This window comes from Paenibacillus sp. BAC0078 (genome assembly GCF_054483875.1).
Genome location: NZ_JBTLRW010000010.1, coordinates 132,214 through 153,679, shown reverse-complemented (window position 1 = coordinate 153,679; position 21,466 = coordinate 132,214). Strand labels below are relative to the sequence as shown.

The following is a 21,466-nucleotide window of genomic DNA, read 5'->3' as shown; positions in this document are numbered from 1 at the left end:
GCCATCCGTGATCGCCCTTACATTCTGTGGCTGCCGTTAGCTTCTAAGCGTGTTCGGCAGGCTTTTGATCCGCTCTTCATCCGGGGTAACGAATAGGGTCTTCTGGTGATCGTAGATCACGAATCCGGGTTTGGACCCGCTTGGCTTGCGGACATGTCGGATCAGGGTGCAGTCTACCGGAACGCTGCTGGACTGCTTGGCCTGGCTGAAATAGGCGGCTAATTGTGCAGCCTCTTCAAGTGTGGCGTCCCCGAAGGATTCGCTGCGGATCACGACATGGGAGCCGGGAATATCTTTAGTGTGCAGCCAGGTGTCATTCGCAGAGGCCAGACGGTTGGTGACGTACTCGTTCTGCAGATTGTTTTTGCCCACATAGATATCCACGCCTTCAGAAGAGGTGAACACCTGCAGCGTAGGGCGGGCGGTTTTCTTTTTCTTTTTGCCTTTTTTGCTGCGGTCGCGCAGGTAGCCCTGGCTCACCAGCTCGTCGCGGATTTCCTCGATATCGTTCAGTGAAGCGTGGGCAAGCTGCTGCAGCAGCGTCTCCATGTAGGTAATCTCTTCATGGGTCTTGAGCAGCTGCTCGTTGATCACCAGCAGGCTGTTCTTGTATTTGTTGTATTTCTTGAAATAACGCTGCGCATTGTCCGAAGGATTCAGCAGCGGATCGAGCGGGATGGTGATTTCCGCCTGGTCTTCGTCGTAATAATTCACAAGCGTGGCTTGCTTGTCGCCTTTGGACACCGCATGCAGTGAAGCGAACAGCAGCTCACCCCAGATGCGGAATTGATCGGCATCCTGGGCTTCGTCGAGATCCTTCTGCAAATTCGCCAGCTTTTTGACATTTTTGCTCCGTTCATTCCCGAGGAACCGGATCAGGTCGCTGACCCGCTGTTTTACTGTATCGCGTTCGGCTTTATCCCCGTAATAATCCTCCAGGCAGGCGCTGATGGAGCTGTAGTGCTTCACATGCTCATCCGAAAGCGAGAGCTTAATCGCCGAGAAGACCGGTTTGCCTTTGGCGTTCAAGCCCGACATCGGGGAGAATCTGCCTTCCCGCACCGGCGCAAGAACCGCATCGAAGGCTTCCCACAATGCAGCCGCATCTGCCCGGGCGCTGCCCGCCGCTGATGAAGTACTATACGCTGCACCTGCGGCATCCCTCTCTGAAGCTGCAGCCTTGCGCTGCAGCACAATCTCCCCGGCAATCAGCGGACTCATGCCGCTGAAGGCATGGACCATCCAGCCTATAGGATCGGCTGATGGCGCTGGTCCCCCGGAGCCTGCGGCTTTCGGCTCCTCCAGCGATTTCAAGAGGTCGGCCAGCTCGCCCTCAATCATATCCTCGGGTTCCTGCTCTTCCTCGCTGTCAGCCAGCAGCGCCTCCTCCTCGGCGGCAGCCGCAAGATTAAGAAATGCCTCGCGTCTGACATCAAGCGGGTTCAGCTTATGCTGCTGCGGCGGTTCGATGTAGGCGATACCCGGCATTACATTGCGGTAGCTGCTAATGGATGGCGTGACGTGATGAATCCCGTCGATAATGGTGCCGGTGGCCAGCTCCGTGAGAATGATATTGCTGTGCCGGCCCATCAGCTCGATGATGATTTTTTTGGCGGATACATCCCCCAGCTCATCCCGGGTCCGGACATTAATATGAATGATGCGCTCCATGCCGACCTGGCTAATGCTCTCGATGGTTCCGCCTTCGCAGTGCTTGCGCATCAGCATGCAGAACATCGGGGCTTCCGCCGGATTGATGCTGTTCCTGTCGGTCAGATGAAGGCGCGGGTATGTCGGATTGGCCGACAACAGCAGCTTGCCGCCGCCGCCGGAGCCCCGAAGGATAAAGATCAGGTCGTGGGTGCTTGGTTGATATATTTTGCCGATGCGCGCACCAATAAAGGGTTCAAGCTCATGCACGATCGCTCTTGTTACAATGCCGTCTAATGCCATGATAATGTTCTCCTGTCGCCTGATAATAATGTTCTCTTCTCTATGATGCCATACTTTGACACTTTTGCGCAAAAGGAGAAGCCGGCCGGCAGTGATATTTTGGGACGACCATGAATACACTTGGACATGAACAGGTGGAAAAGCTGTGCGCCGCCGGAAGTCAAGAAACGACCGGGAGGGGAAAGAAGGATTATGGAACAAAAAAGTTGGCACCGGCTCGGTGCAGAGGAACTGCAGAAGATGTTCGGCGTTCATCCGGAGTCGGGCCTAAGTGGAGAGGATGCCGCAGAGAAGCTGAAGGAGAACGGGCACAATGAGCTGTCGGAAGGGAAGGCCGTATCCCCGCTGACGTTGCTCCTGAACCAGTTCAAGGATTTCATGGTGCTGGTGCTGATGGGAGCGACGCTGGTGTCCGGCCTGCTGGGTGAATACCTGGATGCAATAACGATTGTCGCCATTATTATGCTGAACGGGGTGCTGGGCTTTGTGCAGGAATTCCGCGCTGAGCGTTCACTGCGGGCACTGAAGCAGCTCTCCGCACCGTCCGCGAAGGTGCTGCGGGATGGCAAGCTTGCGCATATTCCGGCAAAAATGCTGGTCCCCGGAGATATTGTGCTGCTGGAGAGCGGCGACCGGATTCCCGCCGATGTCCGCTGGCTGCAGTGCAGCGCGCTGTACGCCGAGGAGTCGGCATTAACCGGTGAATCCGTGCCGGTCTCCAAGCATTCGGAAGCGATCCATGCCGAGGAGATTCCGCTTGGCGACCAGAAAAATATCGGCTTCCTGGGCACGATGGTCACCAGAGGGACCGGTAAGGCGATTGTTGTCCGTACCGGGATGGATACCGAAATGGGCAAAATCGCCGATTTGATTCAGAATACCGAATCTCAGGAGACGCCGCTGCAGCACCGGCTGGAGCAGCTCGGCAAAATTCTGATCTATGTATCCCTAGGATTAACGATTGTCGTTGTCGTTGCGGGCATTCTGCACGGCCAGCCGGCGGCGGGCATGTTCCTGGCCGGAGTCAGCCTTGCCGTCGCTGCTATACCGGAAGGGCTGCCGGCCATTGTGACGATTGCACTGGCGCTGGGCGTGCAGCGGATGATCAAGCGCAAAGCCATTGTCCGCAAGCTGCCTTCGGTGGAAACGCTCGGCTGCGCCTCGGTGATCTGCTCTGATAAGACAGGTACCCTGACCCAGAACAAAATGACAGTGACGCAGCTATGGAACGCTGGACGCAAGCTGGAGGTCACCGGTGAAGGTTATGCTCCGAGCGGGCATGTGCTGCAAAAGGGCAAACCCATTGATCTGAAAAATGATCAAAATCTGCGGCGCATGCTTCAGATTGGCGCCTTGTGCAGCAATGCGGAGATCGTAGAGACCTTTCCCGGGGAAGCACGTGCTAGACGCAAGGGGAAGGAGAAGGGCAGCGAAGCGGACAAAAGCCCTGTGGGCCAGTCGGTATGGGAGCTGAAGGGCGACCCGACCGAAGGCGCGCTGGTTGCCTTATCCGCGAAGATGGGGCTGACCTCACAGACCTTGGCGGTGACGTATACAAGGGAGACGGAATTTCCTTTTGATTCGGAACGCAAGCTGATGTCTGTCGTTGTGAGCCATCCCGGCGGACGGATGATCTGCACCAAAGGGGCGCCGGACGTGCTGCTGAATTGCTGCTCCTATATGCTGTGGGAGGGCGGTGTTGTGCCTTGCACGCCAACCCTGCGCCAGAAGGTGCTGGAAGCGAACGAGGAGATGGCCTCCGGCGCGCTGCGTGTGCTGGGGATGGCCTACCGCGATATGCGTACAGGAGAAGTGGCGGGGAGCGAAAAGGAAGCGGAAGCCCAGCTTGTGTTCGTTGGGCTGGCTGGCATGATCGACCCGCCGCGGCGTGAAGTCCGTGATGCCATCAGCGTTACCCGCCGTGCGGGAATCAAGACAGTGATGATCACCGGCGACCATGGCACAACCGCCGAGGCGATTGCCCATCAGCTTGGCATCCTGCAGCGCGGCGGAACCGTGCTGACCGGCAGCCAGCTCTCCCGGATGGATGACGATGCGCTGGATAAAGTCTCGGATAATGTGTACGTGTACGCGAGGGTATCCCCGGAGCATAAGCTGCGCATCGTTAAGTCGCTGCAGCGCCGCGGCCATGTGGTGGCGATGACCGGGGACGGTGTCAACGATGCTCCGGCGATCAAAGCGGCGGATATCGGCATCTCCATGGGCATCACCGGCACGGATGTAACGAAAGAAGCTTCCGCGCTGGTACTGGGCGACGACAACTTCTCCACAATTGTCGCGGCTATTGAGGAGGGGCGGAATATTTACGAGAATATCCGTAAATTTATCCGCTATCTGCTCGCCTCCAATGTCGGAGAGATCCTGACGATGTTCTTCGCCATGATGCTGGGGCTGCCGCTGCCGCTCGTTCCGATTCAGATTCTCTGGGTCAATCTGGTGACCGACGGACTGCCGGCTATGGCGCTTGGTGTGGATCAGCCCGAGAAGGACCTGATGGAGCACAAGCCGCGCGGGGCGAAGGAGAACATTTTCGCCCGTCGCCTCGGCTGGAAAATCATCAGCCGCGGGCTGCTGATCGGTCTGTGCACGCTGGCCGCCTTCTGGCTGACGCTGCGGATTGACCCGGGCAGCCCGGCGCAGCTAATCAGGGCGCAGTCGGTCGCTTTTGCAACACTCGTTATGGCACAATTGATCCATGTCTTTGACTGCCGCAGCTCGCGCTCGGTGTTCCACCGCAATCCGTTCCAGAACAAATTTCTGGTGCTTGCTGTGCTGTCATCCGTTCTGCTAATGCTGGCTGTGATGTATCTGCCGCCGCTTCAACCAGTCTTCAAGACTGTGCCGCTCGGCTTACGCGACTGGAGCCTGGTGCTGGTCGCCGCCGGAATCCCTACATTTGTAATGGGTGCAGGCAGCGTTTGGGGAGGCAAGAAGAACCGCAGCCGCAGCGGCGGACGGGCAATGATAAAAAGTACAAAAATTTCGGCATAAAATCAATAGCTTAAACCCACTCCTTGAGGTATGCTTGGTTCACGATACTTTGTTATTAGGAGTGGAATTTCAATGGAATTTACCAAAATGCATGGCCTAGGCAATGACTTTATCATCGTATTCGGCGAGCAGGAACTGCCCGGCAATGCTTCGGAGCTTGCGGTTACCTTATGCAACCGGTTCTTCGGCATCGGCGCCGACGGCCTGGTATACATTCTCCCTTCAGAGCGCGGAGATTATATGATGCGCATTATGAACTCGGACGGCTCGGAAGCGGAGCAGTGCGGCAATGCGATCCGCTGCGTATCCAAATACGTCTATGAGCACGGTCTTGTCAGCTCAGAGCAGATTGTTATTGAAACGATTGGTGCCGGCGAGCAAAAAGTATCTCTGCAGGTGAAGGACGGCATAGTGGAGACCGTTACAGTCGATATGGGCGAGCCTGTGTTGTCCGGGTTGCAAATTCCGGTCGCCATTGATGTCGAGCCTGTGCTGAATCAGCCGATTGAAACGGACGGAACTGAGTTCAAGTTCACTGCCGTATCCATGGGCAACCCGCACTGTGTAATCTACGTGGACGATGCCGTAGGTTTTGATTTGAACACCTGGGGGCCTAAGCTGGAGGTGCATCCGCTGTTCCCGAGAAAAGTTAATGTAGAGTTCGCTACCGTGACCAGCCGCAGCCATGTGGATATGCGTGTCTGGGAACGCGGCGCCGGTCCTACACTCGCCTGCGGCACCGGTGCTTGCGCTACGCTGGTCTCCTCTGTGCTGAACGGTCTGACCGACCGCTCGGCTACAATCAGCCTGAAGGGCGGCGACCTGTTTATTGAATGGAACGAACAAGACAACCATGTGTATATGACCGGCCCGGCGAAGGTTGTATATACGGGTTCAGTTGAAATCTAAATCTGTAACTTAGTGTATCTTCGAATAGGAACAGTACAAAGATGCCCCGCGGCGAAACGCCTGCGGGGCATCTTTGTTGTGCTGCTGTGGAAGAGCAGCCGAATAATGGAAGAGCTTAATGCAAATAATAGCACCCAGTATGGATGGGGGGCTAACATGGACACAAAGAGGAATGCTGCAAGCAGAGGCAAAACGGCGCAGAGTGAACAATCCGGTTCATCGCAGATAAGCGGACCTTCAAGATTATCTACGGAGCTGTCCGAGAGCCTTGCGGGTATTCAGTCAGAGCTTGGAAACAGCCCTGATCTCAAAATCCGTGAGGTCCAGCTTGGCGGGCCTCACCGCATCCGCGCCGCGGCTATCCACCTGAGCGGGCTGGTTGACTCCACCTCTGTGAACGAATTTGTGGTCGGCTCACTCCTTGCCGTGAGTACGGACGGCCTGATCATGGACTGTGCAGAGAGTGACGACGGGAGCGGCCAGCTCCCAGGCATGATTCTGAGCCGGGCCTTGGAGATCGGCGAGGCGGAAATCATGGAAGATTGGAAAGAGATTATGCTGGCGGTTCTCTCAGGGGATACGGCAATTCTGCTTGATGGCTATAGTGCGGCAATCCTGTGCGCAACGAAGGGCGGTGAATGGCGTTCGATCAGCGAGTCCTCCTCGCAAATGGTCGTCAGAGGCCCGAAGGATGGTTTTGTCGAATCAGTCGCCACCAACATCTCCCTGATCCGCCGGAGAATCAAGTCCCCCAAGCTTCGACTGGAGTATATGAAGATCGGGAGCGAAACACAGACGCTTGTGGCGCTAATGTATGTAGAGGGTTTCGCAGGGGAGGATTTGCTCCGCGAGGTCCGGGAGCGCCTGAACAAGATTGCTATGGATGAAGTGCTGGAGTCCGGCTTTATCGAGGAGCTTATTCAGGACAAGACCTTTACGCCGTTCCCGACGATCTATAATTCGGAGCGTCCGGATGTTGCCGCCGGCAATTTGCTGGAAGGGCGGGTAGTGATCATTGTCGATGGGACTCCGTTTGTGCTCATTTTACCGGCTATATTCACCCAGTTCTTCCAGTCGGCAGAGGATTACTCGCAAAGATTCGATATTGCCATTCTGATGCGGATTGTACGGTATTTGAGTTTTATTGTCCTGATTCTTGGGCCTGCGGTTTATATTGCGCTGACGACTTATCACTATGAAATGATTCCGACGACGCTGCTCGTTAGTCTACTGGCTCAACGGGAAAATGTGCCGTTCCCGGCGTTTGTCGAGGCTCTTCTGATGGAGAGCGCTTTTGAAATCCTCCGTGAAGCCGGAGTAAGGATGCCGCGTGTCATTGGACAGACCGTTTCGGTCGTCGGGGCGCTAATTCTGGGGCAGGCTGTCGTCGAGGCCGGTATTATCGCCCCGATTATGGTGATTGTTGTCGCCTTGACCGGGATTGCCAGCTTCGCGATTCCGGCGTACAACATGGCCATTGCCGGACGACTGATCCGCTTTGCTTTTCTGCTGCTTGCCGCGATGTTTGGCTTCTATGGCGTGACCCTGGGGCTGATTGTGATGGTAGCGCATATGAACAGCCTACGTTCCTTCGGTATCCCGTATTTATCTCCGTTTGTGCCGCTGTCTGTCAAAGGCCAAAAGGATACGATCTTAAGAATGCCGCTCTGGCTCATGTCTCCCCGTAAATCACCGCAGCAGATGCGTGCCGAGCTGCCGAAGTTTATGCGGGTGACAACGGGAAATGAGGAAGCGCTGGCGCCGCCGATTCGTGAGAACAAGACCGCAGGGAAATCTGGAACAGGAGATCAGCCTGATGAAGATTAGAAGCCTCGCTTTCACGCTGCTTGCAGCTATGCAGGTTCTGCTGCCGCTCATGCTCACCGGCTGCTGGGACAGTGTCGAGCTTAACCGCCGGGCGATCGTATCCGGAGTTGCCATCGACAGGGGGCCTTCGGATGACCAGAAATATATGCTTTCCTTTCAGGTTATTGTGTCGGAAGAAATTTCCGGGGAAAAAACCAGGAATACTTCACCGGTGGCTTTATATACCGGCAGCGGACGCACAATGTATGAAGCGCTCGCGAATGCTTCGCGGCAGACGGCGCGTTTCTTATCCCTCGGGCATATCCGGGTTATAGTGATTTCCGAGAAGTTTGCCCGGGAGGGCATCAAGGACATGCTGGATGTGATGGAACGGGAGAGCGACATGCGGCTGACCAGCCTGGTTTTTGTCTCCAAGGATCAGCCGGCCCGCGAAGTGATGTCAACGATGACCGTGTTCAGTAAGATTCCTTCGAGCGATCTGGTTGAGAAGCTGGCTACCACCTCGAAGCAGTTTGGCTACAATTTCAAGATGGAGGTCGATGATGTAATCAGGGGGATTCAAATCAGGGGCGGCGGACCGGTCATTAACGGTGTTTTTACAAGCGGGAACAGAGAGAGCGCGGACACCAACGACAATTTGAAAACCATCGCACCGCAAACAATTCTGAGAGTTTCCAAACTGGCGGCTTTCAAGGATGATAAGCTGAGAGGCTGGCTTGAGGGGAAATCCGCGCTCGGCACAGTTCTTTTGCTCAACAAAACCAAAGAGTTTCCGGTAGTGATAAAAAATGAGAAAGGATATCTGGCTTTCAATGTCTATCAATCCCAGGTATCGGTTACCGCATCGGCAAAGGACCCGGAGCATCCCGTAATTAACATCAAAATTACCCAGCAGGCGGCTCTTAAGGAGTCTCCCAATTCATTTGACCTTACCTCGCCGAAAGTACTGGAAAGGCTGTCGGATCAACTGACAGAAGAAACCCGCAGTCAAATTCAAACCGCGATTGCCTCTGCCCAAAAGCTGGGAAGTGATTACCTTGGCTTCGGTGAGGTGGTGGAGCGGGAAAATCCGCGCGGATGGAAGAAGGTGAAAAATCATTGGGAGAATATCTTTGCGGCCTGTAACGTCAACATTGATGCGGACACCGTAATAAGACATACAGATATGCGCGAGAATTCATTCCAGGTTTACTAATGAGAGTGGAAGGGGAGAGATTATGGGAACCGTAAAAGTCGGGCTTGTCCAGTTCTTCAGCATTACCCTGCTGTTCGAGTTAGGAACGGCGCTTGTTGTTAATTTGGGCATGGCAGCGGGCAGGGATGCCTGGCTCTCCATTTTATTCGGCAGTGTGGCGGGTGTGGTTGTTTTTGCAGGCTATGCCTATCTGTACCGGAAGTATCCTGAAATGCCCTTAACGGGTTATGCCAGAAAGCTGCTGGGCAACTACATTGGAGCTCCGGTTGCGTTAATGTATATTATTTTGTACATCAATCTGGCTGGCCGGGATTTGCGCGATGGCAGCACCATGCTGGCGATGGCTACGATGCATAATACTCCCTTATTCATTCTAAGTACGCTGATGATTCTTTCAGGCGCCTACGTGCTGCACAAAGGTGTTGAAGTTCTGACGCGGACATCCATGGTTTTTCTGATTATAGTGTTGTTGATTGGCATATTCAGCACAATTATGCTGGTGCTCTCAGGGTCTGTCGATTTGAACCGCCTCTTTCCGGTGCTGGAGGATGGGGCAGAGCCTGTGATTCGTTCCGTACTGCAACAGAACTACATGTTCCCTTTTGGCGAAATGATTGCTTTTACCATGCTGATGCCCTTCCTCTCCAATGGCAAAAAAGGTCCATGGGTTATCGCCGCGGCGATGCTGTCCGCAGCCCTGATGCTCAGCTACACGATGGCTCTGAACATTTCGGTGCTGGGGGCAGATATTGTGGAACGTTCTCCGCTGCCGCTCATGCCGACGATCAGCAAGATTTCCATCTCAGACTTCATTCAGCGTGTGGATATCTTTGTGGTCATGGTGCTCATTATCGGAGTATTTTTCAAAATGGCTGTATTTTTTGCCGCAGCGCTGATCGGGATTTCCGATTTGTTCGGAATCGCCTACCGCAGAATGATTTATCCCTGTGCGCTGATCATTCTGTTCACCTCCATGCTCGACGCCCGCAGCTTCACTGAGCATTTGGATGAGGGCGGAAGGCTGCTGTACACGGTGTACCCTTTTTTCATGCTGGCCGTTCCGGTTGTTCTGATTCTGATCTCTTTGCTGAGAAGTTATTTCTCGGCCCGCCGCCCGGGCTGACTTCCCCGAATGAAGCAGACGGCATCCGGGATAATGAGACACAGCAGCATGATCACGGCGGCCAGCTTTTCGGAAGCGGTATACAATAAATAGTTCAAAATGTAGCTGATATTCCCCATGCCATAGCCGAAGAGCCAGTCGCCAAAATATAAATAGAGTAGAGAGAGCGCGGCCAGCAGCAGAATTATTGTGTATTTTTTCAGCAGTTGTCTTCTGGTTTTTTTCTTCATCGAATACTTCCTCCTATTGAACCACTTTCAGCTAGTATGAATCATTTCCCCCGCCGTCATGCAATTTCCGCTTTATCAATGCTTCGCTTTTACCTGTGAAAGCTTATCATCCATCCCGTTTTATGTTACATTAGTATGAAACTATGGTCTGATAGGGGAGGTTCTTGCGGTGAAGCCGGATTTGCGCTCTGCATGGAATAATAACGTATTGGTCGGAGACGGAGCGATGGGAACTTTCTTGTATCAGAAAGGCTTCCCTGTCGGCATCTCCTATGAAGAATTGAATTTGACCTCTCCGGGGGTCATTGAGGATGTACACCGAAGCTATATTGAGGCCGGGGCGGTGCTGCTGGAGAGCAATACGTATTCGGCCAATTATGATAAGCTGTCCAAGTTCGGCCTGGAGGCCAAGGTAAATGAAATTAACCGTGCCGGTGTGCGGATTGCGCGGCAGGCCGCCGGTGCTGCAGGGTATGTCGTAGGTGCGGTAGGCTCGATCCGGGCCGGCAAAAGGGCTAATCTCTCCAGCTCGGAGCTGAAGCGGTTCTATGCCCAGCAATTTTCCGCGCTGCTTGATGAGCAGCCGGACGGCATCCTACTGGAAACCTTCTACGATGTGGAGGAGCTGCATCTGGCGTTAAGGGCGGTCCGCAAGCTCAGCGAGCTTCCGGTCATTTGCCAGTTGGCGGTGGACGAGACTGCTCGTACTCTTGACGGATTGACGCTGCAGGAGGCTTTTCATATTCTGGAGCAGGACGGGGCGGATATTATCGGCTTCAACTGCCGCACCGGGCCGAACGGCATCAAGCGGGCGCTCAAATCGCTGCAGGGAAGCCTTAAGCTTCCTGCCTCGGTCTATCCGAACGCCGGTATTGCCGATTATGTAGACGGACAATACCGCTATGGCGCTTCGCCGGAATATTTCGGCCAGATGGCTCCGGTCTTCGCGGATATGGGCTGCCGGATTATCGGGGGCTGCTGCGGCACAACGCCCCAGCATATTGCGGAAATCTCTGCAGCGCTGAAGGATTATGCGCCGCAGCCTCTGCCAGAGCCAACTCTACACATCAAGGTGGAGCGGATCGCCGTACAGGAGCATCTCGGCGAAGATGAGGGACGTGACGGCGGTGAGCCGAATTTGGTCGATCTGGTCAAAGAGCGGCATACGGTAATCGTCGAGCTTGATCCGCCGCGTGACCTGGACATCGCCAAATTCATGAGAGGCGCGGATGCGCTGCGCAGAGCGGGGGCGGATGCCCTGACGCTGGCGGACAACTCGCTCGCGGTGACCCGGATGAGCAACATGGCGCTTGGACATTTGGTTCAGGCCCGCACGGGGCTGAGACCGCTGGTGCATGTCGCCTGCCGCGACCGCAATCTGATCGGAACACAGTCTCATCTGATGGGCTTCGATGCCCTCGGTATTGATCATGTGCTGGCAGTGACCGGCGACCCGGCCCGCTTTGGGGATTTGCCGGGCTCAAGCTCGATTTACGATCTGACCTCATTCGAAATTATCCGGATGATCAAGCAGCTTAACGACGGCATTGCCTTCTCCGGCAAGCCGCTGAAGCAGAAAGCGAACTTCGTCATCGGCGCGGCATTTAACCCTAATGTCAAACATTTGGACAAGGCGGTAGAACGGCTGGAGAAAAAGATTGCCTCCGGCGCGGATTATATTATGACCCAGCCGGTATATGATGCTGAATTGATTGCACGCATTGCGAAAGCTACCGGGCATCTTGATATCCCGATTTTTATCGGCATCATGCCGCTGGCGAGCGGGCGCAACGCCGAATATCTTCACAATGAGGTTCCCGGCATCCAGCTCTCCCCTGAGGTACGCAGCCGTATGGAGGGACTGGAAGGAGAAGCGGGCCGCGCAGAGGGCGTACGGATTGCCAAGGAGCTGCTGGATGCGGCTATGGCGCATTTTAACGGCATCTATCTGATGACGCCATTCATGTTCTATGATATGAGTGTGCAGCTTCTGGAGTACGTGTGGGAGAAACAGGGGCGCAAATTGTCCCCCTTGTTTCGCTAGTAATTATCAATTACAATAGTGTAATGGATGTGATTCCGTTGTCATTTAGCATGACCGGATACGGTCAATCATCCCTGCAATTCGGCGGTTACAAGATTACGTTCGAAGTCAAATCGGTGAATAACCGTTACTGCGAAGTTGTGCTGCGGATGCCCCGGGATTGGACGGTTTATGAGGATATGCTGCGAAGACAGGTTCAAGCTCATATCAAACGGGGACGGGTAGATGTCATCATTACTAGGGAACATACCGAAGAATCGGCTCCTGCACAGGTGCTGAACCGTTCAGCGGTGCGTTCCTATTTGAAGTCAGCGGAGCAGCTGAAAGATGATTTTGGACTTAAGGGTGAGCTGAGTCTTCGTGACCTGCTCTCTATGCCCGGTGTAATGGAATTCAAGGAGGATGCCCACACGCAGGCCTCGTTTGAAGATTTTGCGGAAGTCCTTGAGCTTGGGCTGAACCAGAGCTTGCATTCTCTGATGGAGATGCGCGCACGGGAAGGCGGTTATCTTGCCGCTGATCTTGCGCTGCGGCTGACCCATTTGGAGGCGCTGCATACCGAAATGGCCGGACTTGCTCCGGCTGTGGTAAGCGAGTACCGCGAGAAGCTGCGGCAGCGGCTGAGCGTGCTGAATGACGGGACGTTCCCTTTTGAAGAGCATAAATTTGGGATGGAGATTGCTATCTTTGCCGACCGCTGTAATATTGATGAAGAGCTTACCCGGCTGAACAGTCATTTTGAACAATGCAAGGCTCTGCTCAAGGGGAGCGAGCCTGCAGGACGCAAGCTGGACTTTCTCATTCAGGAGATGAACAGGGAGACGAATACAATCGGGTCGAAGTGCAATCATCTGACTCTGGTGAACCTTACGCTTGAGATGAAGGCCGAACTGGAGAAGATACGTGAACAAGCAGCGAATATTGAATGACAGGTACCTGAGTAAGCAAAGATGTAACCTATGGGGGGAACAACCGGAACATGGCAATTAAATTAATCAACATCGGCTTTGGAAATATCGTATCGGCGAACCGCATTATTTCCATTGTCAGCCCGGAATCTGCACCAATCAAACGTATCATCCAGGAGGCCAGAGACCGGCATATGCTGATCGACGCCACGTATGGCCGCCGGACGCGGGCTGTTATCATTACAGACAGCGATCATGTTATTCTCTCGGCGGTTCAGCCGGAGACTGTGGCGCACCGCTTGTCCAGCAAAGATGACGATAATGACGAATAACAACAAATGGAGTGTACTATGTCAAAAGGATTGCTGATCATTTTATCCGGCCCTTCCGGTGTCGGTAAGGGTACCGTGTGCACCGCGCTGCGGCCGAAGATGCCCGAGCTTGTCTATTCCGTATCCGCAACTACACGCTTGCCGCGCGAAGGCGAGGAGAACGGAGTTAACTATTTTTTCAAAACGAAAGAGCAGTTCGAGGCTATGATTGAAGCTGACCAGCTGCTTGAATTTGCGGAGTACGTAGGCAATTATTACGGGACTCCGCGTGACTTTGTAGAGAGAACACTCGAGAGCGGAAAAGATATTATCTTAGAGATCGAGGTTCAGGGAGCACTCAAGGTCAAGGAGAAATTCCCTGAGGGCATCTTTGTGTTCCTTCTTCCGCCATCCATGGATGAATTGAAGGACCGTATCCGCGGGCGCGGCACGGAGCATCCTGATGTCATTAGCCACCGTATGTCCGTGGCAGAGGATGAGATCGGCCTGATCCGGCATTACGACTATGCAGTAGTGAACGATGAGATTGATCTGGCCTGCAAGCGAATAGAAAGCATCATTATCGCCGAACATTGTAAGGTGAGATGACAGGCGCAACAGTTATAAGATCATAGTTACAGTAAAAGATGAAGAGGTGTCTTACATGCTATATCCTTCTATTGATGAAATGGTAAACAAAGTAGACAGCAAGTATTCGCTCGTTGTCGCTTCCGCACGCCGGGCAAGATCACTCCGTGAAGGCGGCAAGACTGAGATCAAAGCGCCGAAATCGCACAAATATGTGGGTGTTGCTCTGGAAGAAATCTATGAAGACCGTATTGTTGTAACACGCGGCGAAGAGTAGTTCCGAATTTCCTACTAAGCCCTGTACAAGCGGACATCGCCTTTGAACAGGGTCGCTTGCAGAAACGATGTCGTCCTCAGAGAGGCTGATATCGTTTCTGCTTGGCTTAGTAGATCAAATCGTACAAATTCAGCTCGAGAATAGCCCGAACCGGGCTGTACCTGACAACCGGAAGGTTGTTATTTTTTTCTCAAAATATAGTTTTTTGAGTCTGATCATTAGATTGGCGCAGGGTAAGGAACAGGGGGGGACCATGTTGAAAAGCTTACAAGGCAAAACGATTATATTGGGAATTACCGGGGGAATCGCTGCTTACAAGGGAGCGGCTTTGACCAGCAAGCTGACGCAAAAAGGGGCCGAGGTTCATGTCATTATGACGGCATCGGCCAAGCAGTTCATTACCGAGCTGGCACTGCAGTCTTTGTCCAAGCAGCGCGTCTATAGCGATACCTTTCAGGAGCGCGATCCGTCCTCAATTTCACATATTGATCTGGCCGATGCTGCCGACCTTGTGCTTGTTGCACCGGCTACAGCCAACATTATCGCTAAAATGGCGCATGGTCTGGCTGATGACATGTTATCTACCACTCTGCTTGCGACAACTGCTCCTGTGATGGTGGCACCGGCGATGAATGTCCATATGTATCAGCATCCGGCGGTGCTCGCCAATATTAACACTTTGCACAGCCGTGGAGTGAAGTTCATTGAGCCGGGCGAAGGCCTGCTTGCCTGCGGATATGTCGGAAAAGGCCGTCTGGAGGAACCGGAAGCGATTGTTAGCGTGGTGGAAAATTATTTTGCAGCTCAGGCTAACGCCGCCGCAGGAGCTCTTGCCGGTAAAAAAGTTATTATCACCGCAGGGGGAACAATCGAGCGCATTGATCCGGTACGGTACATATCTAACGACTCCTCCGGCAAAATGGGCTTTGCCCTGTCCCGTGCGGCACGTGCAATGGGAGCCGATGTTACCTTGATCGCAGCGCGTACAGATGAAGCGCCGCCGCAGGAACCGGGAATTCACGTTGTCCGGGTAGAATCAGCACAGGATATGTACGAGGCGGTAATAAGCCGCTGGGATGACTGTGACATTCTGGTTAAGGCTGCCGCTGTGGCGGATTACCGGCCTAGAGAAAGCGCGGAATCCAAGATTAAGAAAAGTGGCGATACGCTGACGCTTGAGCTGGTGAAGACGACTGACATTCTCGAAAGTCTGGGGAAAATCAAGGATAAGCAGTACCTGATCGGTTTTGCCGCCGAAACGGGAAATGCCGAATTTTATGCCAAGGACAAGCTAGTCCGCAAAAATCTGGATCTGATTGTAGCCAACGATGTCTCCACGGAAGGCGCTGGGTTCGGGACGGATACCAACATCGTGTCCATCTATGATGCGGGCGGATTAGTGCTGGATCTGCCGCTCGTATACAAAGATGAAGTGGCGCGCCAGTTGCTGCTGCTTGCGGCTGAGCGCATTGCGGGAGCCGCATTATAATGGAAATAGCCAAGGTCATTGTCGATGTTCCTGTGCGCAGCACCGACCGGCCGTTTGATTATTTGATTCCTGACGCTCTCCTGCTGTGGGTTGAAGTGGGGAGCAGGGTAGCCGTGCCGTTTGGACATCGGACGGTGCAGGGATTTGTTGTTTCGGTAGAATCGGGGGTTAGCGGTGCAAATTCCGGCTTGAAGCCGATTCAAGAGGTGCTGGATCTGCTTCCGCCCCTCTCTCCCGAGCTTGTGGAGCTGGGAGACTGGATGAGTCAAAGATATGCCTGCAGGCGGATATCTGCCCTCCAGGCCATGCTTCCAACAGCCCTGAAAGGCAAAGCCGAGCGGTTGATTATACTCGGCGAGGCGGCGGAAGAGGATGGCGGCCCGATGGATGAGCTGTTTCCAATGTTCCTGGAGACTGACCAGGAGGAACGCAGGATTACCGAATTTGTCGGGCGAAACGGCGAGGTTTCCATGAAGCAGTTGACCCGGGCCTTTCCGCAAGCGGCTGAGACGGTGAAGTTTATGCTCCGGCGGGGCGTGCTTGCCGAGAGCCAGTCGATCAAAGATAAGATGGGAAAAAAAAAGCTGAAGGCGGTTGATTTGGCAATCGGCCTCGCTGCAGCGCGTGAATCGCTTGCCAGCTTCCCGGCACGCTCCGCACGGCAGAAGGAAGTGCTCTCTTTCCTGATCGACATGGAAAGAACACTGCCGATGCCGCTCAAGGATGTGCTGTCGGTGCTGCAGGTTACTGCGGGCACGGTGAAGGCGCTGGAGGACAAGGGCTTCATTGAAATCAGTGAAATTGAAGTGTACCGCGATCCGTACCAGGGCCGTGATTTCAAGCCTAGCACGCCTTTACCGCTTACAGCAGAGCAGGAATCCGTATATACGCGAATCGCTTCTACCGTTGAAGAGCAGCGGCATGAGGTCTTTCTGTTGCATGGAGTTACAGGGAGCGGGAAAACAGAGATTTACCTGCAGTGCATTCAGCGCTGTGTGGATCAGGGACGGCAGGCGGTAGTGCTGGTTCCAGAAATTGCGCTTACTCCGCAGATGGTGGAGCGGTTCAAGGGCCGGTTCGGCAGCGGGGTAGCGGTGATGCACAGCCGCTTGTCAGTCGGCGAACGTTATGACGAATGGCGCAAAATCCGCGAAGGCAAGGCGAATGTAGCTGTGGGGGCCCGTTCGGCGGTGTTTGCCCCGTTTGTCAATCTGGGCCTGATCATTATGGATGAAGAGCATGAGTCCTCCTATAAGCAGGAGGAGAATCCCAAATATCATGCACGCGACGTTGCTGTACGCAGGGCGGAGCAATGCGGGGCCGCGGTGATTCTCGGCTCCGCCACGCCGTCCCTGGAGAGCTATCATGCCGCCAGAGCGCAGAGCGACATTCATTTCTCACCTGTCCTTCTGGAAATGCCCAGCCGGGCGCTGGGCAATGAATTGCCTAAGGTGCATGTGACCGATATGCGCAATGAACTGAAGGAAGGCAACCGCTCAATGTTCAGCCGTAGGCTGCATGCTGCTCTGGAGAGCAGGCTGGAGCGCGGTGAACAGACCGTGCTGCTATTGAACCGCAGAGGCTTCTCGACCTTTGTGATGTGCCGCAGCTGCGGTTATGTCGCCGGTTGCCCGGATTGCGATATTTCGCTGACCTATCACAGTCGCAGCGATAATTTGCGCTGTCATTACTGCGGTCATGCCGAGCCGTCGCCCAAGCTGTGTCCGGAATGCGGAAGCGAGCATATCCGCTTCTTCGGCACAGGAACGCAGCGGGTTGAAGAAGAGCTGGGCAAGCTGTTTCCCGGCATCCGGGTGATCCGGATGGATGTGGACACAACAACGGAGAAGGGCTCGCATGAGAAGCTGCTGGGCCAGTTCAGGGACAAGAAGGCCGATGTGCTGCTGGGCACGCAGATGGTGGCCAAAGGCCTCGACTTTCCCGACGTTACCCTTGTCGGTGTCATTACTGCGGATTCCGCGCTCAATCTGCCGGATTTCCGCGCAGCCGAGAAGACGTTCCAATTGCTCACCCAGGTTGCGGGGAGAGCGGGACGCCATCAGCTTCCGGGTGAGGTTGTTGTACAATCGTATACACCGGAGCACTATTCCATCATTCATGCCAGCGGGCATGATTATCATTCCTTTGTGCGTGAAGAGCTGAAGCATCGCAGGGAGTTGCACTATCCCCCATATTGCAGGCTGATCCTGGTCACGCTGTCCCATGAACAGTTGCCTGTGCTTCTGCGCATGGCTGAGAATTATGCGCTCAATATTCAAGGCAAAGCAAGACAGCTCCGCTGGTATGGCAGTCTGGATAAGCTGTCCGCCGATGCGCTGGATCTGCTGGGTCCCGTGGCTTCCCCGTTGCCCCGGCTTAAGAGCAGATACAGATTCCAATGCATCATCAAATGGCGGGGGTCCATTGATGCCATCGGACTGGCCCGGCAGGTGGCGGAGGAGCTTGAGGATTCGGTCCGCGACACTGGGCTGCAGATCAGTCTGGATGTAGACCCGCAAATGTTGATGTAAATGGCGCACGTGTTACAATAAGTTGGGAATTGAAGTCTGAATTATCGGGCTTATGCTGGTATACAGCTTTGTTTTACTATAGAAATTTTCAAGGATGGTGTTTATGTAATGGCAATCAGGCTGATCGTGAAAGAACCGGATGAAGTGCTGCATAAGACAGCGAAAACAGTAACCAAGGTTACCCCTAATGTTCAAAAGCTGCTTGATGATATGGCAGATACTATGTATGACGCTGAAGGCGTTGGCCTCGCTGCGCCGCAGGTTGGTATATTGAAACGGCTGATCGTAGTCGATGCCGATGAGGAGCATGGTCTGATCAAGATGATTAATCCGGAGATCATCAGCAAGGAAGGCGAACAGTTTGGCCCGGAAGGCTGCCTGAGTATTCCCGGCCTGAATGGCGATGTGCGCCGTGCTGAGACGGTAACTGTACGCGGACTTGACCGTGAAGGCCAGGAAATTACAATCACCGGAAGCGGTCTGCTGGCCCGGGCTTTTCAGCATGAGATTGATCATCTTAACGGAGTGCTGTTTACGGATATAGCCGAGAAGGTCTATGAGTATACGGCTGAGCGCAACGAAACTGAGGAGTGATTTGATATGAAGATAGTGTTCATGGGTACTCCGGCTTTTGCGGTGCCTTCCCTGCAGATGCTGGTGGAGGAGGGCTACGAGGTTGTAGCTGTTGTTACCCAGCCTGACCGGCCGCAGGGAAGAAAGAAGACATTAACGCCTTCTCCGGTGAAGGAGGCGGCGCTGTCTCTGGGATTGCCGGTGCTGCAGCCCGAACGGCTGCGGCGGCCGGAGGCGGTGGCCGAGCTGGCCGCCTATGAGCCGGATATGATTGTTACGGCGGCTTACGGGCAGATTTTGCCCAAATCGGTGCTGGAACTCCCGCAGAATGGCTGTGTGAACGTGCATGGCTCGCTGCTGCCGAAATATCGCGGCGGCGCTCCGATCCAGCGCTGCATTATCAACGGCGAGAAGGTTACCGGAGTCACGCTAATGTACATGGCGGAAGGTATAGACACCGGCGACATGATCTCGCGCGCCAAAGTGCCAATCGAGGATGAAGACACCTCGGGAACGTTGTTTGAGAAGCTGAGCCTTGCCGGGCGAGAGCTTCTTAAGGTGGAAATGCCGCGCCTCGCAAACGGTCTTGTACAGGCTACGCCACAGGACGACAGTGAAGCCACTTACGCGCCCAATCTCAGCAGAGAAGATGAACGGATTGATTGGAGCGCAGGCTCGCGCAGCATCTACAACCGCATACGCGGGCTGGTGCCCTTCTCCGGTGCGTTTACGCTCTGGAATGGCGAGACGTTCAAGGTGTGGGCTGCACTGAAGCCTGCCGAGAACGGCAGCGGCGGTGCAGTTGCACCCGGTACGGTGCTGGCGGTAAGTGAGCGTGGCGTTGAAGTGAAGACAGGGGATGGCAGCCTGCTGCTTACCTCGGTTCAGCCGGCGGGCAAAAAAGCCATGACCGCCGCTGACTTCAGCCGCGGCGGGACGCTGAAGCCCGGGACGGTGCTCGGTTGAGCGCGGGCAATAACGGCGCAGGCGGGCACGGACGGCGCGTTCAGCCGTCCGGCGGAACCACGCGAAAGACTCCAGGAACTGCGCCGGGAGGGAAGAATAACCGCGCCGGCGGCACCCGCACCTCGGGAACTGCAACTGCACGTGAGGTGGCGCTTGATATTCTTGTCCGTGTCGAGCAGGAAGGTGCGTACAGCAATCTGCTGCTGAACAGCAGTCTGCAGAAGTCAGGGCTCAGCCGGGAGGATTCGGGGCTGGCTACAGAGCTGGTGTACGGAAGCATATCGCGGATGATCACGCTTGACTATGTGCTGGAAGGGTTCGTCAGCAAGGGGATAGCCAAGGTGCAGCCCTGGGTGCGCAATCTGCTGCGCTTAAGCCTGTATCAGATCATGTACCTGGATCGCATTCCATCGCATGCGGCTGTCAACGAGGCTGTGAATATAGCCAAGAAACGCGGACATCAGGGAATATCCGGAATGGTGAACGGTGTGCTGCGGAGTGTGCTGCGTGCCGGTGATTTGCCGGTGATTCCTGAGAATCTCAGCCGCGAGGAACGCATCTCCATTCTGCATTCACACCCACTGTGGCTGGTTCAGCGCTGGATAGCCGAATATGGAGCGGATACGGCTGAAGCCATATGCGCAGCCAACAATGAACCGCCTGCGGTCAGCGTTCGTGTGAACACCACTATGATCAGCCGCGACGCGCTGCTTGCGCAAATGCTTGAAGCAGGTCTTGATGCTTCCGCCTCGCAAGTAAGTCCGTTTGGCATCGTCGTAAAAGGCGGCGGCAATCTGGCGCTTACTTCTTGGTACCAGGACGGCCTTCTGTCCGTACAGGATGAGAGCTCGATGCTGGTTGCGGAAGCAGTAGCGCCGGAGCCGGGCATGCGTGTGCTTGACTGCTGCGCCGCCCCCGGAGGCAAAAGCGCCCATATGGGCGAGCTGATGAAGAATGAAGGCTACATTTATGCGAGCGATCTGCATCCCCATAAAGCGAAGTTGATCGCGGACCAGGCGCAGCGCTTGGGCCTAGATTGCATCCGCACAGGCAGCAGCGACGCACTCGAGCTTGCGGAGGCTCTTGAGCCGGAATCCTTTGACCGGATTCTGCTGGATGCTCCCTGCTCCGGTCTTGGCGTTATCCGCCGCAAGCCGGATCTCAAATGGCGCAAGCAGCCTGAGGATATAGCCAGTGTGGCTGAGCTGCAGGGCGAGCTGCTGCAATCGGTCTCTGGCCTGCTGAAGCCCGGAGGCGTGCTGGTCTACAGTACCTGCACCACGGAGCAGGCAGAGAACAGCAGGATTGTTTCTGAATTTTTGAAGAATAATCCCGGTTTCGCTTCTGTCACGTTCAGCTCTCCTGTGTGGGAGCGTCTCGAAGGCACCGCACTGGCAGCGGGGGAGGGAATACAGCTTCTCCCGCAGCATTACGGCAGTGACGGGTTCTATATCGCCCGTCTGGAACGGCTCTTGTAATATAGTAAAACGGCAAGGCATTTACAGGTATCCCGCCCGCAGGGTTTTACTT

17 protein-coding genes are annotated in these 21,466 nt (G+C 54.7%); 15 read left to right on the top strand and 2 right to left on the bottom strand.

Annotated features, from left to right (window positions below; genetic code table 11):
- Window positions 1-36 precede the first annotated feature (36 nt).
- On the bottom strand, window positions 37-1,953 hold the full coding sequence (locus ACX1DY_RS19325; RefSeq protein WP_458965828.1) for an Rqc2 family fibronectin-binding protein: 1,917 nt from the start codon (window positions 1,951-1,953) through the stop codon (window positions 37-39).
- 192 nt (window positions 1,954-2,145) lie between these two features.
- Here ACX1DY_RS19325 and ACX1DY_RS19320 point away from each other — a divergent pair, with 192 nt between their 5' ends.
- The 5 genes from ACX1DY_RS19320 to ACX1DY_RS19300 all read left to right on the top strand — a co-directional run bounded on the left by ACX1DY_RS19320 (window position 2,146) and on the right by ACX1DY_RS19300 (window position 10,019).
- A complete protein-coding gene (locus tag ACX1DY_RS19320; RefSeq protein WP_458965827.1) occupies window positions 2,146-4,965 on the top strand; it encodes a calcium-translocating P-type ATPase, SERCA-type in 2,820 nt (939 codons plus the stop codon).
- Window positions 4,966-5,037: 72 nt separating this feature from the next.
- Complete coding sequence (dapF, locus tag ACX1DY_RS19315; RefSeq protein WP_458965826.1) at window positions 5,038-5,874, top strand: diaminopimelate epimerase; 837 nt, start codon at window positions 5,038-5,040, stop codon at window positions 5,872-5,874.
- Window positions 5,875-6,030: 156 nt separating this feature from the next.
- On the top strand, window positions 6,031-7,701 hold the full coding sequence (locus ACX1DY_RS19310; protein ID WP_458965825.1) for a spore germination protein: 1,671 nt from the start codon (window positions 6,031-6,033) through the stop codon (window positions 7,699-7,701).
- Complete coding sequence (locus ACX1DY_RS19305; protein ID WP_458965824.1) at window positions 7,691-8,896, top strand: Ger(x)C family spore germination protein; 1,206 nt, start codon at window positions 7,691-7,693, stop codon at window positions 8,894-8,896. Before ACX1DY_RS19310 ends, ACX1DY_RS19305 begins: the two co-directional genes overlap by 11 nt.
- 22 nt (window positions 8,897-8,918) lie before the next feature.
- A complete protein-coding gene (locus ACX1DY_RS19300) occupies window positions 8,919-10,019 on the top strand; it encodes a GerAB/ArcD/ProY family transporter (protein WP_458965823.1) in 1,101 nt (366 codons plus the stop codon).
- Here the strand turns inward: ACX1DY_RS19300 and ACX1DY_RS19295 are convergent.
- A complete protein-coding gene (locus ACX1DY_RS19295) occupies window positions 9,992-10,249 on the bottom strand; it encodes a hypothetical protein (protein ID WP_458965822.1) in 258 nt (85 codons plus the stop codon). The two genes, ACX1DY_RS19300 and ACX1DY_RS19295, sit on opposite strands and share 28 nt — an antisense overlap.
- Window positions 10,250-10,418: 169 nt before the next feature.
- Here ACX1DY_RS19295 and ACX1DY_RS19290 point away from each other — a divergent pair, with 169 nt between their 5' ends.
- The 10 genes from ACX1DY_RS19290 (at window position 10,419) to rsmB (ending at window position 21,414) form a co-directional block, all read left to right on the top strand.
- Complete coding sequence (locus ACX1DY_RS19290) at window positions 10,419-12,293, top strand: bifunctional homocysteine S-methyltransferase/methylenetetrahydrofolate reductase (RefSeq protein ID WP_458965821.1); 1,875 nt, start codon at window positions 10,419-10,421, stop codon at window positions 12,291-12,293.
- 38 nt (window positions 12,294-12,331) lie between these two features.
- A complete protein-coding gene (locus tag ACX1DY_RS19285; protein ID WP_458965820.1) occupies window positions 12,332-13,222 on the top strand; it encodes a YicC/YloC family endoribonuclease in 891 nt (296 codons plus the stop codon).
- A gap of 50 nt (window positions 13,223-13,272) precedes the next feature.
- Window positions 13,273-13,533, top strand: coding sequence for an extracellular matrix/biofilm regulator RemA (remA, locus tag ACX1DY_RS19280; protein WP_006209218.1), 261 nt, complete (start codon window positions 13,273-13,275; stop codon window positions 13,531-13,533).
- Window positions 13,534-13,551: 18 nt separating this feature from the next.
- Window positions 13,552-14,121, top strand: a complete 570-nt coding sequence (gene gmk, locus ACX1DY_RS19275; RefSeq protein WP_458965819.1) for a guanylate kinase — start codon at window positions 13,552-13,554, stop codon at window positions 14,119-14,121.
- Window positions 14,122-14,176: 55 nt separating this feature from the next.
- Entirely contained in the window at window positions 14,177-14,377 is a 201-nt protein-coding gene (gene rpoZ / locus ACX1DY_RS19270) for a DNA-directed RNA polymerase subunit omega (protein ID WP_019911455.1), read from the top strand.
- 253 nt (window positions 14,378-14,630) lie between these two features.
- Window positions 14,631-15,866: a bifunctional phosphopantothenoylcysteine decarboxylase/phosphopantothenate--cysteine ligase CoaBC gene (gene coaBC / locus ACX1DY_RS19265; RefSeq protein ID WP_458965818.1), complete on the top strand. Its 1,236-nt coding sequence runs from the start codon at window positions 14,631-14,633 to the stop codon at window positions 15,864-15,866.
- Entirely contained in the window at window positions 15,866-18,397 is a 2,532-nt protein-coding gene (gene priA, locus ACX1DY_RS19260) for a primosomal protein N' (RefSeq protein WP_458965817.1), read from the top strand. Before coaBC ends, priA begins: the two co-directional genes overlap by 1 nt.
- Window positions 18,398-18,505: 108 nt before the next feature.
- Window positions 18,506-18,991 carry a peptide deformylase gene (gene def, locus ACX1DY_RS19255; protein WP_458965816.1) on the top strand — a complete coding sequence of 162 codons (486 nt, stop codon included), beginning with the start codon at window positions 18,506-18,508 and terminating at the stop codon, window positions 18,989-18,991.
- A gap of 6 nt (window positions 18,992-18,997) precedes the next feature.
- A complete protein-coding gene (gene fmt / locus ACX1DY_RS19250; RefSeq protein WP_458965815.1) occupies window positions 18,998-19,936 on the top strand; it encodes a methionyl-tRNA formyltransferase in 939 nt (312 codons plus the stop codon).
- The gene (gene rsmB / locus ACX1DY_RS19245) at window positions 19,933-21,414 is read left to right on the top strand and encodes a 16S rRNA (cytosine(967)-C(5))-methyltransferase RsmB (protein ID WP_458965814.1); all 1,482 of its coding nucleotides are present in this window, start codon (window positions 19,933-19,935) and stop codon (window positions 21,412-21,414) included. The genes fmt and rsmB overlap by 4 nt, the downstream gene beginning before the upstream one ends.
- Window positions 21,415-21,466 lie beyond the last annotated feature (52 nt).

Bases quoted from the DNA above. Each gene is read 5' to 3' on its own strand.
- remA (WP_006209218.1), top strand. From the start codon at position 13,273: ATGGCAATTAAATTAATCAACATCGGCTTTGGAAATATCGTATCGGCG.
- ACX1DY_RS19310 (WP_458965825.1), top strand. From the start codon at position 6,031: ATGGACACAAAGAGGAATGCTGCAAGCAGAGGCAAAACGGCGCAGAGT.
- dapF (WP_458965826.1), top strand. From the start codon at position 5,038: ATGGAATTTACCAAAATGCATGGCCTAGGCAATGACTTTATCATCGTA.
- ACX1DY_RS19305 (WP_458965824.1), top strand. From the start codon at position 7,691: ATGAAGATTAGAAGCCTCGCTTTCACGCTGCTTGCAGCTATGCAGGTT.
- fmt (WP_458965815.1), top strand. From the start codon at position 18,998: ATGAAGATAGTGTTCATGGGTACTCCGGCTTTTGCGGTGCCTTCCCTG.
- rpoZ (WP_019911455.1), top strand. From the start codon at position 14,177: ATGCTATATCCTTCTATTGATGAAATGGTAAACAAAGTAGACAGCAAG.
- gmk (WP_458965819.1), top strand. From the start codon at position 13,552: ATGTCAAAAGGATTGCTGATCATTTTATCCGGCCCTTCCGGTGTCGGT.
- priA (WP_458965817.1), top strand. From the start codon at position 15,866: ATGGAAATAGCCAAGGTCATTGTCGATGTTCCTGTGCGCAGCACCGAC.
- def (WP_458965816.1), top strand. From the start codon at position 18,506: ATGGCAATCAGGCTGATCGTGAAAGAACCGGATGAAGTGCTGCATAAG.
- ACX1DY_RS19295 (WP_458965822.1), bottom strand. From the start codon at position 10,249: ATGAAGAAAAAAACCAGAAGACAACTGCTGAAAAAATACACAATAATT.
- ACX1DY_RS19300 (WP_458965823.1), top strand. From the start codon at position 8,919: ATGGGAACCGTAAAAGTCGGGCTTGTCCAGTTCTTCAGCATTACCCTG.
- ACX1DY_RS19320 (WP_458965827.1), top strand. From the start codon at position 2,146: ATGGAACAAAAAAGTTGGCACCGGCTCGGTGCAGAGGAACTGCAGAAG.
- ACX1DY_RS19325 (WP_458965828.1), bottom strand. From the start codon at position 1,953: ATGGCATTAGACGGCATTGTAACAAGAGCGATCGTGCATGAGCTTGAA.
- coaBC (WP_458965818.1), top strand. From the start codon at position 14,631: ATGTTGAAAAGCTTACAAGGCAAAACGATTATATTGGGAATTACCGGG.